14 protein-coding genes are annotated in these 13,770 nt (G+C 67.9%); 9 read left to right on the forward strand and 5 right to left on the reverse strand.

Annotation, left to right across the window (positions count from 1 at the left end):
• The coding region (locus M1E25_RS22810) for a GDSL-type esterase/lipase family protein (RefSeq protein WP_251418699.1) at window positions 1-378 on the reverse strand (378 nt) is incomplete at its 3' end.
• Between the two features lie 217 nt (window positions 379-595).
• Window positions 596-1,771 carry a S8 family peptidase gene (locus M1E25_RS22815; protein ID WP_308290468.1) on the reverse strand — a complete coding sequence of 392 codons (1,176 nt, stop codon included), beginning with the start codon at window positions 1,769-1,771 and terminating at the stop codon, window positions 596-598.
• 264 nt (window positions 1,772-2,035) lie between these two features.
• Between M1E25_RS22815 and M1E25_RS22820 the strand changes: the two genes are divergently transcribed.
• From M1E25_RS22820 to M1E25_RS22845, 6 genes are all read left to right on the forward strand, one after another.
• Window positions 2,036-2,761: a class I SAM-dependent methyltransferase gene (locus M1E25_RS22820; RefSeq protein WP_251418701.1), complete on the forward strand. Its 726-nt coding sequence runs from the start codon at window positions 2,036-2,038 to the stop codon at window positions 2,759-2,761.
• Between the two features lie 86 nt (window positions 2,762-2,847).
• Entirely contained in the window at window positions 2,848-3,582 is a 735-nt protein-coding gene (locus tag M1E25_RS22825; protein ID WP_251418703.1) for a hypothetical protein, read from the forward strand.
• Window positions 3,583-3,824: 242 nt separating this feature from the next.
• The gene (locus tag M1E25_RS22830; protein WP_251418705.1) at window positions 3,825-4,640 is read left to right on the forward strand and encodes an SDR family oxidoreductase; all 816 of its coding nucleotides are present in this window, start codon (window positions 3,825-3,827) and stop codon (window positions 4,638-4,640) included.
• 135 nt (window positions 4,641-4,775) lie between these two features.
• Entirely contained in the window at window positions 4,776-5,249 is a 474-nt protein-coding gene (locus M1E25_RS22835; protein ID WP_251418707.1) for an HIT family protein, read from the forward strand.
• 282 nt (window positions 5,250-5,531) lie between these two features.
• On the forward strand, window positions 5,532-5,891 hold the full coding sequence (locus tag M1E25_RS22840) for an SH3 domain-containing protein (protein ID WP_251418709.1): 360 nt from the start codon (window positions 5,532-5,534) through the stop codon (window positions 5,889-5,891).
• Window positions 5,892-6,105: 214 nt separating this feature from the next.
• Entirely contained in the window at window positions 6,106-6,318 is a 213-nt protein-coding gene (locus tag M1E25_RS22845; RefSeq protein ID WP_251418711.1) for a hypothetical protein, read from the forward strand.
• A 605-nt stretch (window positions 6,319-6,923) separates the two neighbouring features.
• On the opposite strand, the gene M1E25_RS22850 is transcribed toward M1E25_RS22845, so the two are convergent.
• Window positions 6,924-7,088, reverse strand: coding sequence for a hypothetical protein (locus M1E25_RS22850; protein ID WP_251418713.1), 165 nt, complete (start codon window positions 7,086-7,088; stop codon window positions 6,924-6,926).
• Between the two features lie 137 nt (window positions 7,089-7,225).
• Between M1E25_RS22850 and M1E25_RS22855 the strand changes: the two genes are divergently transcribed.
• Window positions 7,226-7,441, forward strand: coding sequence for an integrase core domain-containing protein (locus M1E25_RS22855; protein ID WP_372501330.1), 216 nt, complete (start codon window positions 7,226-7,228; stop codon window positions 7,439-7,441).
• A 94-nt stretch (window positions 7,442-7,535) separates the two neighbouring features.
• Here M1E25_RS22855 and M1E25_RS22860 read toward each other — a convergent pair whose 3' ends face one another.
• Window positions 7,536-8,576 carry a vWA domain-containing protein gene (locus tag M1E25_RS22860; protein WP_251418715.1) on the reverse strand — a complete coding sequence of 347 codons (1,041 nt, stop codon included), beginning with the start codon at window positions 8,574-8,576 and terminating at the stop codon, window positions 7,536-7,538.
• Between the two features lie 194 nt (window positions 8,577-8,770).
• On the opposite strand from M1E25_RS22860, the gene M1E25_RS22865 reads away from it, so the two are divergent.
• A complete protein-coding gene (locus M1E25_RS22865) occupies window positions 8,771-10,057 on the forward strand; it encodes an IS256 family transposase (protein ID WP_251418717.1) in 1,287 nt (428 codons plus the stop codon).
• Here M1E25_RS22865 and M1E25_RS22870 read toward each other — a convergent pair.
• Complete coding sequence (locus M1E25_RS22870) at window positions 10,020-10,523, reverse strand: transposase (RefSeq protein ID WP_251418719.1); 504 nt, start codon at window positions 10,521-10,523, stop codon at window positions 10,020-10,022. The genes M1E25_RS22865 and M1E25_RS22870 overlap by 38 nt on opposite strands.
• Before the next feature lie 84 nt (window positions 10,524-10,607).
• On the opposite strand from M1E25_RS22870, the gene M1E25_RS22875 reads away from it, so the two are divergent.
• Window positions 10,608-13,043, forward strand: coding sequence for a DEAD/DEAH box helicase (locus tag M1E25_RS22875; protein ID WP_251418722.1), 2,436 nt, complete (start codon window positions 10,608-10,610; stop codon window positions 13,041-13,043).
• The last annotated feature ends 727 nt before the right edge of the window (window positions 13,044-13,770 follow it).

The following is a 13,770-nucleotide window of genomic DNA, read 5'->3' on the forward strand; positions in this document are numbered from 1 at the left end:
GTACAGCACACAGGTCGTCATGACGTCGGCGAATCCGGCGTCGTTGCCCCCGATGCTCATGCTGACCAGGCCGGTGGAGCTGTTGACGGGGCCGAGCTGGCCGGCGAGGACGTCGTCGGTGGTGGCGCCGGAGCAGGCGGTGAAGGAGAACGAGGCGGGGGCGTTGTTCGCGGCCCACAACGCGGGATAGGAGGCGTTGCTGCGCTTGCAGTCGCCGCTGGCGCTGTCGTAGCTGCCGGCGCCGAGGCCGGAGGAGTACGAGTCACCGAGAGCCACGTAGTTGGGGCCGGCGGCGAAGGCCGTGGTGGCCCCGGTGAGGGCGAACACGGCAGAGAGAAGGAATGCGGACAGAGCGGCCGCGATACGGGACAGTCGCATGGGGATCTTTCTTTCGCAGGATTGCTGCGGGGGACTGCGCGATGAGTCGTGCTCATGACAGCGGAGCGGTTCCCTGAGACCCGGAGGCCGATGCCGATCGGGCTGAGAAGTCTGCCGTCCTGAGGGGTGGGAGCGATCGATCGGTGCGCCGGCCGGCCCGGTGCCCCCGGGCCCCGAGGATGGGAAGTGCCGGGGGCCGGGAGCAGGACGGCGGCGGTCAGCTGGTCGTCTGGAGGAGGAGGTTGGGGGAGAGGAGCGTTCCGCTGATCTTGTCCCGGGCCGCCGCCGAGGTCAGCGCGTTGCCGACCTGGGACGGGGTGGCCGTGGGGTGCCCGGCCAGCCACAGGGCCGCCACCCCGGCCGCGTGCGGGGCCGCCATGGACGTTCCGGAGATCGTGTTGGTGGCGGTGTCGCCGGTGTTCCAGGCCGACGTGATCGACGACCCGGGAGCCAGGATGTCCACGCCGGAGCCGTAGTTGGAGTACGTGGCCATCGAGTCGGACTTGGTCGTGGCCCCCACAGTGACGGCCTCGGCGACGCGGGCAGGGGACGCGGTGCTGACCGGCGCGCTCGAGTTGCCCGCAGCGATGCTGTACGTGATGCCGGAGGCGATGGAGTTGCGGACGGCGTCGTCCAGCACCGAGTCGGCCACGCCGCCCAGGCTCATGTTGGCTACGGCCGGCTTCTGCGCGTTCCGGGTGACCCAGTCGATCCCCGCCACGACCTGCGAGGTGCTGCCGGAGCCGCTGTCGTCCAGGACGCGGACGGCGACGATGTCGGCGTTCTTGGCTACACCGTGGGACGTTCCGGCCACGGTGCCGGCCACATGCGTGCCGTGCCCGTGTCCGTCGGCCGCGGTCATGTCGTCGTCGATGGCGTCGTAGCCGTAGGAGGCGCGCCCACCGAAGTCCTGGTGGCTGATCCGGACACCGGTGTCGATGATGTAGGCGGTCACCTGGCTTCCGGCGGTGTCGGGGTAGGTGTACGCGTTGTCGAGCGGCAGGTCGGCCTGGTCGATGCGGTCCAGCCCCCAGGACGGCGGCGAGGCCTGGTTGGCCGCGGCCTTCAGAACGCGGTCGGGGCTGACCTTCTCGACGGACGGGTCGGCAGCAAGAGCGGCCGCCTCGGCCGGGGTCATGCGCGCGGAGAACCCGTGCAGGACGTCGGTGTAGGTGTGGCCGACCTCGGCGCCGTGACGTGCGGCGACGGCCGAGCTCTGTTTCCTGGCCGATGCCAGGGTCAGAGCGCCCGGCTCGCCCTTGAGGGTGACGATGTAGCCGGTCTCCCGGGACTGCTGCGCAGCGTTCGCCGGCGCGGAGAGGGTGAAGCCGAGTGCGGCGACTGTCGCCGCTGCCACCAGGCCGGCTGTTCTGCGGCGTCGGGACATGCTCATCGCTGGTATCACTGCGTAGTCCTCCTCCAAGGGAGCGTCCGCACGGAACGGCAAACCGGCTGGTCTGATTCCGCTTCCCATCGCAGAGAGAATGACGCAGTGACAGGTACAGCACAAGAGCGCCGACAGTCGGGGGAGTTGAGGAAGTTACCGGCTCATGGCCGGTCGCAGGGGTACCGACACGTCGCGTCCCGACCTGCCCGGGGCCACTGCAGCAACCGATTCGGGGGTGGCGGCCGATGACGCGGTGCTAGTTTGGGTGGTGTGTTCACCCATCAGGGCCCCACGTTCCGTGACCTTGTGGTGCAGGCGCTGTCGTCCGTAGAGCGCGGCTACGACCTGCTCGCCCCTGACTTCGACCGCACCCCCTTCCGGACGCCCGAACGCATGCTGGCCGCCGTCGCCGAGGCCCTGGAGCCCCTCGGGCCCTTCGACGCCGGGCTCGACGTCTGCTGCGGCACCGGCGCCGGCATCGGCGTTCTGCGCCGGTTGTGCCACGACCGGGTCACCGGCATCGACTTCAGCGTGGGCATGCTCGCCGTCGCACGTGAGGCCCACCCGCCGCAGCCGAGACCGCCGGCCGTCGGTTTCGTCCGCGCCGACGCCCGCAACCTGCCGTTCGCACCCGTCCACGACCTGGCCGTCAGCTTCGGAGCCTTCGGCCACTTCCTGCCCCGTGAACGCCCCGCGCTCTTCGCGCAGGTCCGCTACGCACTGCGCCCCGGCGGACGCTTCGTCTTTCCCGTGGCGGCCCCACCGCGGGTCGGCTCACGCGACTACTGGCTGTTGTGGGGGTTCGACGCGGTGATGCGCGTCCGCAATGCCGTGTGGCGGCCGAAATTCGTCATGTACTACCGGACCTTCCGGCTCGCCGATGTCATGGCCGACCTGCAACGGGTCGGATTCACCGTGGACCTGCTGCCCCTCGAGGCTCTGGGGCGGTGCGCGGACGGCGGCCCTCGCGCCCGGCTGGTCGTGGCGACCCGCTGAGCACCTCTCAGTCGTCGGTGACGCCCCCGGGACGTGAGCGCTTCCGGGCAGAGACCGCCAAGCAGGGCGTGTGCCAGGATCGCGCCATGGTCTTCGAGGTGGAGCGCGCCGATGCGCGGACATGGTCGGACGAACAGCTGTCGGAGCTCTTCAGCAAAGGGTTCCCGGAGTTCATCACGGCCGACCGGCTGGTGAAGGATTTCATAGGCAGGGTGCGGGAATTCTTCGCCGACCTGAACCTGATGCTGGTGGCCGACGACACGCCGGTAGCCGCGGGCTGGGGAGTGCCTGTCACCTGGGACGGTCTGCCGCAGACCCTTCCCACCGGCTACACCGACGCCCTGGTGCGCGCGGTCGAGGGCCGCGAGCACGGGGTGGACGCCGACACCCTGGTCGTCTGCGGGGCGGTCGTCACTCCCGCACTCGAGGGACGCGGCTTTGCCGGCGAAATGCTCACGGCTTTGCGGCGGACGGCGCAGAACGCTGGGCTGGCCCGTGTCGTCGCCCCGGTCCGGCCGACGACGAAGGCGCGGTACCCGCTGACACCGATCGAGACCTTCATGGCGTGGTGCCGCGAGGACGGGCTGGCCATGGATCCCTGGATCCGGACTCATCAGCGCCTGGGGGCCGAGATAGTCGCGGCCGCACCTGCGTCGCAGACCATGACCGGCACGGTCGCCGAGTGGGAACGCTGGACCGGAATGGTTTTCCCGGCATCGGGCGACTACGTGATTCCGGACGGGCTCAGCCTGCTCCGGATCGACCGCTCCGCCGACGAAGGCGTGTACTGCGAACCCAACGTCTGGATGCGGCACATCTGAGCAGCGATGCCGTGGGTGCGGAGCCGTCAGCATCGACGGCGGGACGACCATCACGGTGCAGCCCTGGCCTGTCCGGGCCGGGGCGGTGGCGATGAACTGGGGTGTTCGGCGTGGTGGGGTGCGCAGGGTGAGCTCCCGGGGTTGAGATGGTGTCAGCCGAGAGGTCTCGGTGAGCGGCCGGGCGGGCCGCTTGGACGGTGTTGGGCCCGTCCGACGTCGGACCGGCTGAAGCGGAGACCAGGATGGGTGTGCACGACCACGGTGTCAGGAGCACCGAAGCCCCGATCCGAACGGGCGGGATCGGGACCGGTCTGCCGTTGTCGGGGTGTGCCGCGCTGGTGACCGGGGCGTCCAGCGGTATCGGGGCGGCCACGGCGATGGCGCTGGCACGGGAAGGGGCCGCAGTGGCGCTGGTGGCCCGGCGGACCGGACGGCTGGAGGAACTGGCCGCCACGATCCGGAACGCGGGTGGCTCGTGCGCCGTCCTCACGGCCGACCTGCGCGATTCCGGCCAGGCGAGGTGCACGGTCGAGGAAGCCGCAAAGACCTTCGGGCGACTGGACATCCTGGTGAACAACGCCGCCTCGGTGACCATGGGGCCATTCGAGGAGATCGATCCCGAGGACGTCGACCACACCGTCGACCTGAATCTCACGGCCGTCCTGCACACGTCGCGGGCCGCGCTCCCGCACCTGCTGAACGCCGCGGCCGACGGCCCGCGTCAGGCGGCCGACCTGGTGAACGTCAGCTCGCTCGCGGGTCGCATCGCACGCAAGAACAACAGCGTCTACTCGGCGACCAAACACGCGGTGGGTGCTTTCAGCGAGGCACTGCGTCAGGAGGTGACCGGCCGCAGACTCCGGGTGGGGCTGGTGGAACCGGGGATGACCACGACGGAGATGGCCACCGGTGCCGGAGCCGGGGCCGCCCGTGGACTGCCGCAGCAGGCCTGGCTGCGTTCCGAGGACGTCGCCCGGTGTCTCACGTTCATGATCACCCAGCCGCCGCACGTCGCGATCAACGAGATCATGGTGCGCCCGACGGTTCAGGAACACTGATGCAGGCGTCGTGACCGCCCGTGAACGTCATGGGCGTGGCGTGGTGCGGCCCGCGACGGTTGGTCCGACAAGCAAAATGTCGTTCGACCCACGCGCGTGAGCCGCGCTGATCACCAGTGCGTAGGGTTGTCCGTCATGAGTGACGACTGGCGCAGGGACCGCGTCGGCAGCGCGCTGCAGGGCGGGAATCCCGCAGTGCTCCGGCGGCTGGAAGCGGGATTCGCGGTGATCGGGGATGTGCAGTTCCTCCCCGGATACTCGGTGCTCCTGACGGACGAGCCCGAGGTGCAGCGCTTGTCGGACCTGCCGAAGGTCAGGCGGCTGGCCTTTCTTGCGGACATGGACCGGCTCGGCGAGGCGGCGGAACGGGCCTGCCGGCGGCTGGACCCGGCTTTCCGGCGAGTGAATCTGGAGATCCTGGGGAACACCGACGGATTCCTGCATGCCCACGTGTGGCCGCGGTTCCAGTGGGAGCCTGCCGACCTCGTGGGGATGCCCGTGTGGCTGTATCCGTTGGAGAGGTGGAGCGACCCGGCGTACGCACTCGGTCCGCAGCACGACCCGGTGCGCGAGGCGATCGGCGAGGAACTGGACACGCTCGCGGGGTGACGCGGGCAGCGCGGTCGCCACAGACCGACCGCACTCGCGCTGACCAACCGGGGCCGGGAAACTCCGGATCCTGGATCGCCGGGGAAACGGCCGACGGGGGGCGTGCCCTGGACAAACCCGCTGATGGACGGCGTCCCCGGGCTCCCGTCTGCTCAGAGCAACCCCTACGAGGACGGTGGTCCGAAAAGGCGTCATAGCCGCTCGATCCGATCCGGCGGCATCTGCGCTCACCTGACCGCGGCCGGCATTGCACGGTGAGTGGACTTGTGGCAGCGTCAACTCGTGATCAGACGAGTCATCGCCGTTTCCGCGCATCAGATTCCGGCCCGTGAACCGATGCGGCTGGTCGTCGGGGAGCTGGTCGAAGCGGGGGAGCGCAGCGACGAATGGCCCGCGTTCGTCTTCGTAGTCGGCTCGCATGGTTCCGGTTGGGTTCCGGCCAGGTACCTGTCCGGCCCGTCGGGGCAGGTCCAGGTCCAGGTCCCCTATGACACGACAGAACTGCTCACGGCTGTTGGCGATGCCCTTGAGGTATGGGCGGAGGATTTGCCGAGCGGCTGGCTTTGGTGCCGCTCGCTTGACGGTCGAGAGGGGTGGGTGCCACTGGAGTCTGTGTCATCGCACCAGGAGTTGACAGAATGAGTTCGAGTGCGTCGGCTTGTCGGTGTGGGGGCGGTTCCAGGCGGGTGTCGTGTGGGGGCGGACGGTGTTGTACTCGATCTGGTAGTCCTCGGCGTGACGGACCAAGGTCCAGGGCGTCGGGGATCTCCTCGAGGAAGAGTTTTTCGTACTTCAGTGAGCCGATGCCGTGTTCGCGTGAGCTGTTTGGGCCCGGAGTGCGGACCTGGGTGCGTACGTGCCTCAGTTCGGGCCGGGTGGTGATGAACGCTGCGATGCGGAAGGAGCGGAAGACACCGGCGTTGTCGGTGACGATGGTGACCCGAGGCTGGACCGTGTCCTTGGCGTCGGGTGGAGCGAGGTCGGCCGGCGGGGCACCGGCGAGGCGCTCGGCCTCGGCCAGGGCGAGTTCGATCGCGACTATCGCATCGTGCTGGTTCGCGGTGGGTGAGATGTGCCGGCTCAGCTCGTACTTCGATCAGTAGTCGCGGCAGCCGGCCAGCTGCCAGGTGCCGCCGCCGACGGTTTCGAACTCGGAGATGTCCAGCTGCCGTACCTGGTTCGCGCCTGTGGGCTCGGTGGCGAAGGCGGCCTTGCGCCGATCGGCGAGCTGTCGGTGTTCGTGCTGGTAGTTCGCCTCGAGCAGCAGCCCCTTGGTCGCGCAGTAGCCTCAGCACCGTGGCCCTGTGAGACGGGATGGCCCTCGTACCGGCACATCTCCCAGACCTTGCGGTGGCCCCGGGCCGGGTGGGCCAGCGCATGCCGGCGAGCGGCCTCGGCCACCCGCTGCCTGGCCGGGCGCGGCCACGGCCCCTTGAGGTCTTCGCCGCCGTGCCGGGCCCGCGCCCGGCACGGCGATCAGACGGCAGAACCTCGCGGTCGGCATGCCCGGCATCGATGCGGATCACCTCGAGGTCCTCGAAGGGCCCGGCCGCCCTCGGCCGACTTCTTCCACACCCGCAGCTCGACCGCTGCCTCACCCAGCGTCTGCGTCAAGACCTCAATTTCGGCCTTGAGTTGCTGTTCGCGGCTGCCGGGCCCCGGACTTGCCGGCCGTCAGACCGGCCCGACCCGACTCCGGGAACTGGCGCTTCCAGTTCCCGGAGTCGGGTCGGACACCTTCGCCCGCCGAGCGACCTCGGCGACGGTGACCTCACCGGCCAGGATCGACAGCACAATCCGGACCTTCTCCTCCGCCGGCAGCACCGGTGGTTTCGGCATGAACGATCAGACTCCTCACGTGAATCGGACCCGCAAGCAACGGGCCCTGCCACAAAGTCTGACGCGCGACAACCTCGCCCAATAAAACCAGTCAGCAGTTCGCCGCTCTGGCCGCCGAGTTCGGAGTCCGGCTGTCGATCGGCCGCACCGGGCAGTGCTGGGACAACGCGCTCGCCGAGCCGTTCTTCTCCACCATCAAACGAGAACTACTCGGCACTACCGCCTGGCCCAGCCGGGCCACCGCCCGCACCGCGATCTTCGAATTCATCGAAGGCTGGTACAACCTGCACCGACTGCACAGCGCCCTCGGCTACCGCAGCCCCGCCGAATACGAGACCGCACTCGCAGCCTGACCACCACACCAACCGTGTCCATCCAAGCGGAACAAGCTCAGTGGAGACCACGGGACGGCGGGACTCGGCGGCGGCTTGGGACACTTTCGAGGGGTCAGATCATCAACAGTAGCCGTGTGTGAGCTACGAGTTTCCGGTTCACGCTGGTGCTCTGCACGAAGATCGTGAAGTCGTTGTTGTGGTCCGGCTTGACCCGGACTTCCGTGTCCGGCAGGCCGAGCAGCGCCCGCGCCTGCGGCCCCGTAAACACCCGGTCGGTCTTCTTCTCCAGCACCGCGATCTGTTTCTGCGCCTGGATTTTCTCCGACTTGCTCAACTGGTAGAACGCACCACCGGTACGGTATGTGTGCCCGCATTCGATGACCCAGTCCCGGATCGCCGCTTCACGGGCCACCGGTATCAGTTGAAACTCCGATGGATCCACCGGGGTGAGACCAGCTGCTTCGATGGTCTCCTTGTTGACCGCCTCGGCACCCGTGGAGAACACCGCCCGCGAACCCCGGATTCCCCGGGCACGGCCCACCATGAATTTCTCCGTGGCCTGCCGGATGACCTGCCCGGCCTCCTCCAGACCTTGTGTGCTCGTGGCGTCCCAGATCGCGATGTTGTCCTTCGGGAAACCGCACTGCATGGCCTCACGCTTGCCCATCTGATCCGGCACGAGGACAGCCAACGTCCAGTTGTCCTCCTGCGTCTCGATCATCCTGGCCACTGCCGCAACCAGTTCACGCGGACCCCTGACAGGAGCATCCGCGCAGCGGTGACTTGCATTCTCCTGACCGTCGGTCAGCACGAACGTCAGAAAACTGTGATCGCCGTACAGTTGTGCCGTCCGCGCCAGCTCCCTCTGCGACTTCAGCGTGGCCGCCAGCAGAGCCGTCATCCCACCGACCCGGTACAGCTGCTTCAAAGACGGCATCCGCAGCACGTCCTTGTCGTAGATGACGCACTCCACCTTGTCCGCGAAAACGTACACCGTGACCCGGGTTTCCTGGTCCAGTTCCTTCGACCGGCGAGCCAAATAGGCGATCTGCTGATCGGCGACTTCGACGACCTTACGGCTCAGACGCGACATGGACGAACTGGCATCCAACACAAGAGCAACATGATTGATGTAGTTCTGGTCTCCGGACATGACAGGCTCCCCCTCATTCCCACTCGATGCTCCTACCGTCTCACCCACCACTGACAATCAATTACGGCTCCCGGACTGGAAGAAGAGCCCACCCCACAGTGCGGTGCAGACGGACGCGTGCCGCTCACCCCGGCCCTGCCGAATATGGGACTGTAAATCGTTCGGTGTAACCCCCGACCATGGAGGATGCACCGATGAGCAGTGACCACGAGGCCGAAGCCGGCGCGGGGATCGAGCCGCAGCAGACCACGGTTGTCGACGACCAGCTGATCGACGAGCTGGTGACCAGGGCACAGGCCGAAGGTCTTCAACTGACCGGCGAGGGCGGCCTGTTGCAGCAGCTGACGAAGCGGCTGCTGGAGTCCGCCCTCGAAGGCGAGATCACCGATCACCTCGGCTATGACAAGCACGATCCGTCCGGGAAGAACGGCGGCAACTCCCGCAACGGCTCCCGCGCCAATACCGTGCTCACCGAAGTCGGGCCGGTGGAGATCGCCGTGCCCCGGGACCGTGACAGTTCCTTCGAGCCGAAGATCGTCAAGAAACGGCAGAAGCGCCTGTCCGGCGTGGACGAGATGGTCATCTCTCTTGCCGCGAAGGGCCTCACCACCGGAGAGGTCCAGGCTCACCTCGCCGAGGTCTATGGGGCCGAGGTCTCCCGGCAGACGATCTCCACCATCACCGACAAGGTCCTCGAGGGCATGGCCGAATGGCAGAACCGCCCACTCGACCCGGTCTACCCGGTGGTCTTCATCGATGCCATCCACGTGAAGATCCGCGACGGCGCGGTGGCCAACCGGCCGATCTATGTGGCTTTGGCTGTGACCGCCGAGGGCCGAAGGGAGATTCTCGGCCTCTGGGCCGGGGATGGCGGCGAGGGCGCCAAACACTGGATGCACGTCCTCACCGAGATCAAGAACCGCGGCGTCGGGGATGTACTCATGCTCGTCTGCGACGGGCTCAAGGGCCTGCCCGACGCCGTGGAGGCAGTCTGGCCGGCCACGATCGTGCAGACCTGCGTCGTGCACCTGCTGCGGAACTCCTTCCGCTATGCCGCCCGCCAGCACTGGGACAAGATCGCCAAGGCATTGAAGCCCGTCTACTCCGCTCCGACCGAGGACGCCGCCCTGGAACGGTTCGCCGAGTTCACCGAGGCTTGGGGCACGAAGTATCCGGCGATCATCCGCCTGTGGGAGAACGCCTGGGCAGAGTTCACCCCGTTCCTGCGCTTCGACAGCGAGATCCGCCGCATCGTCTGCACCACCAATGCGATCGAGTCGGTCAACGCGCGGATCCGCCGGGCGGTCAAGGCCCGGGGGCACTTCCCCAACGAGCAGGCCGCCCTCAAGTGCGTCTATCTGGCGATCACGTCCCTCGACCCCACCGGCAAAGGCCAGGCCCGTTGGGCCCTCCGCTGGAAGACCGCACTCAACGCTTTCGACATCACCTTCGACGGCCGACTCTCCGCCGCCCGCCCATAACCTCAACAACCCCGGTTACACCGAACTTTTGACAGACCCAGACGGACGCGTGCCGCTCACCCCGGCCCTGCCGAATATCTCGTGGTACGGGGTGCGCGCCCGGCAAGGGCCCTTGCAGCCCTCGGGGTGGGCAAGACGCTCCTGCTGCTCGGGCGACAGCTGGCCCAGCTGCCGGGATGCTTCTGCCGTCGGATCCACCGCCCCAGGCTGTCGCCCTCGAACAGCACGCCCGGTGCAACTCGCTGATCAGCCCCTTGTTCCGCCACCGCCGCCAGAAGGCGTAGACGCGGTCCCAGGCGGGGGAGTCCGTGGGCATCGCCCGCCACTTGATGCCGTTGTCGACCAGGTAACGGACCGCGTCGACCATCTTCCGATGGCAGTAACCCCCCGCCCCCCGCCCCCGCCCCTCGAGCCACCCCGGCACCGGCAGCAGATCCCGCACTCCAGCCCACCCGGCGTCCGTCATCAACTGTCGTTTCCAGCTCGGGAGTTGCACCACTCACCTGTACAGACCCATCTTGCTGGCGAGACTCTGGGTCATCATGTCGGCATGACCACATCCGACTTCCACCACCCAGCACGGCCCGCGTTGCGTCCGGACCAGGAGCAGGGTCTGGCAGCGATCGTGCGGTATCTGCGGCGCCCGCATACCCGCGCCTTGTATGTGGCGGCGACGGGGACGGGTAAGACGCTGGTGTCGATCCGGGCCGCGGACGAACTCCGGGCACGCCTGGTCCTGGTCGTGGTGCCCACGCTGGATCTGGCTGCGCAGACTGCGCTCGCGTGGCGCCGGGACGGCCACAGCGAGCACATGGTGATCGTGTCATCGATGGACACCGCCGCCCACAATGCCCTGGCCACCGCCCAGATCGGCTCCACCAGCGACTCGAACGCCCTGGCCGCCCTGATGTCCGTCGTAGGCTCGAACGACGATCAGATCCCCGCGCTGACGGTCCTGTCCACCTACGACAGTCTCGACAAGATCGAGGCGACGCAGCACACCCGCTACACCGTGCCCGCGTTCGATCTCGCGATCATGGACGAGGCCCACCGCATCGCCGGCCGGGCGGACAAGAAGTGGGCCGTGATCAACGACGCCCAGCGGATCCGGGCTGTGCGCCGCCTCTACATGACCGCCACCCCCCGCAGCTTCACCGCCCCCGACCTCACCGACTCCGCCGACACCACCCGCCCCCGACGACCCCCCACCACCCCCGAACCCGCACCACCCGCGCCCACCGCAACAAACAGCATGGACAACGAGGCCATCTACGGAAAGAAAATCTACGAGTACCCCCTGGCACAAGCCATCGCCGACGGAGTGGCCGCGGACTACCGCATCGTGATCCCCACCATCACCGACACCGAACTCCGCACCCGCCTCAACCTCCCAACACCCGGCACCATCACCAGCACCAAGACAGAGCCCGAGGAGGCGCTGCGCACCACCGCCCTCCACCTCGCCGTCCTCAAAGCCATGACCGAGCACTCCCTGCGCCGGGTCCTGGTCTTCTTCCACCTCGTCGACGACTCCATCCGCTTCGCCCGCGAACTGCCCCACACGCTGCGCCGCCTCCGCCAAACCGACCCCGACGGCTTCCCAGGCCTCGACCCGGACGTCTTCTTCGTCCACGGCGACCACACCGCCGACGAACGCGCCGACATCTTCACCCGCTTCGCCGCCACACCCCGAGCGATCCTGACCAACGCCAAAGTCATCGCCGAAGGCATCGACATCCCCAGCGTCGACGCCGTCGTCTTCGCCGACCCCACCAGCAGCATCATCCGCTGCGCACAAGGCCTCGGCCGCGCCCTGCGCCTGGACGTGTCCGGTAAGACCGCCAGCCTCATCGTCCCCGTCTACATCCCACCCGACGCCGACCCACAGAACATCCTCGGCACCCCCTACGAACCCGTCTGGGCGATCACCACCGCGCTGGCCAGCCACGACCACCGCATCCTCGAACGCCTCCCCAGCAAGACCAACCGCCTCACCACCGAGACCAGCCGCCTCATCCAGCACCGCTGGCACTTCGACTTCACCGTCCACCCCGAGCGCATCGCCCGCGCCATGGACCTCATCGCCTTCGACCCCCGCGACACCACCTCACGCCCCCGCCGCGAAGGCCTCGCCTCAGCCCAGGCCTTCCACGACCAACACGGCCACCTCGACGTCCCCGCCGACTACACCGACCCCACCGGCTACGCCCTGGGCAGCTTCATCACCGGCATGCGCGACGCCCACCGGGCCGGCCGCATCGAGGCCGACTGGGTCGCCGAACTCGCTACCCTCGGCATGATCTGGGACAAGCACGAGGCCGCCTGGCGGGCCAACCTCACCACCGTGGCCGCCTATCACGCTGCCCACGGCCACCTCGCCATCCCCACCACCACCCCCGGCGGCGCCTTCCTCGCCGAACAACGCTCCCTGGCTGCCCGCGGTCGGCTCGACGCACACCGCACCGCCGATATCGCCACCATCGACCCCCACTGGCAGCTCCCGCACGGCCCGGACTGGCACCGCAAATACCACCTGATCCGCCACCACCTACAGGCCGGCAACGATCCCGCCGCCCTCCACCTCGACACCCTCATCGGCAGCGTCAAAGCCGGCCGCTGGCTCCACCGACAACTCACCCACTGGGACAAGCTCCACCCCGGCCAGCAGGCCCTCCTCACCGCCATCGGTCTCACCCCCGACACCAACCCCCTCCAGCCGACCCGCCGGACACGCCGCTCCTTCGAGCAGACCGTCCAACTCCTCGAACTCTTCATCGCAAGGGAAGGCCGCGCTCCCACCGCACGCGAAGCCATCGTCGTCGACGGCGAGCGCGTGATGATCGGCCCCTGGCTCGCCAAAACGCGCACCAAACAGCGCAACGGCCAACTCGCCACGAAACACGAAGCCTTGCTGACCGCACTGTTCGACGAAGAAGAACGGACCGACAACACCACAGTCTCCAAGCCCGCCAGGAACGACGGCTGACCTGCCATCACCTCACCATCTCGCTCCCATGCGAACTCCGCCAAGAAAGGGGGACTAACGGCAAACTCGGATACTCAGAAATTTTTCCAGGAAGGAAGCACTCCACCACATCTGACGACGACCAACATCAGCCACCGACAAACCGAACCTTCCGGAGGACCCGCCAACACCGCGAAGCCTGATCGCCAACCTGATGCCAAGCCCAACCACCCCCATGCTGCGCCCAACGCAGCATCAGCTTTCCCCAGCACCCCCCATGGCTGCCGGCTGCGCCCTGCCCCTGAGGCATGGAGCGGTAGGACGCGAGGACGGCTCGATAGCCGAACCAATGCATCATCAACAGAGCGGCAGAGCAGTCCCGTTCATGTCTACTCCGTGCGAAGCGCGGGGGATGAGCCCAGGCAGACCTGCATCAAAGGGAACAGGCACCCCCCTTTCCCCTCGTCAGGACAGAGCAACCGCGCCCCCACCCCACTGCCGGCCGGGCCCGCGTCAGCGGGCCATCGGGCCTGAAGCGAAGCGGAAGGACCGAAGCAGTGCGGAAGCACTGCAGCCCGGCGAAGCCGGGCCAGGATCCCTGCGAAGCGGGACCTGACACTTCCTTAACGAGATTGCGAAGCAGGCTCGTTCGTCCCGCGCGAAGCGCGGGACAGCTCGGCGAAGCCGAGCCGCCGGAGCGAAGCGACGGCGATCGTTTAGAGCGCGCGCAGCGCGCTCTAACCCGCTC

Origin of the sequence: Streptomyces meridianus (genome assembly GCF_023703325.1) — a bacterium.
Taxonomy (GTDB): Bacteria; Actinomycetota; Actinomycetes; order Streptomycetales; family Streptomycetaceae; genus Streptomyces; species Streptomyces meridianus.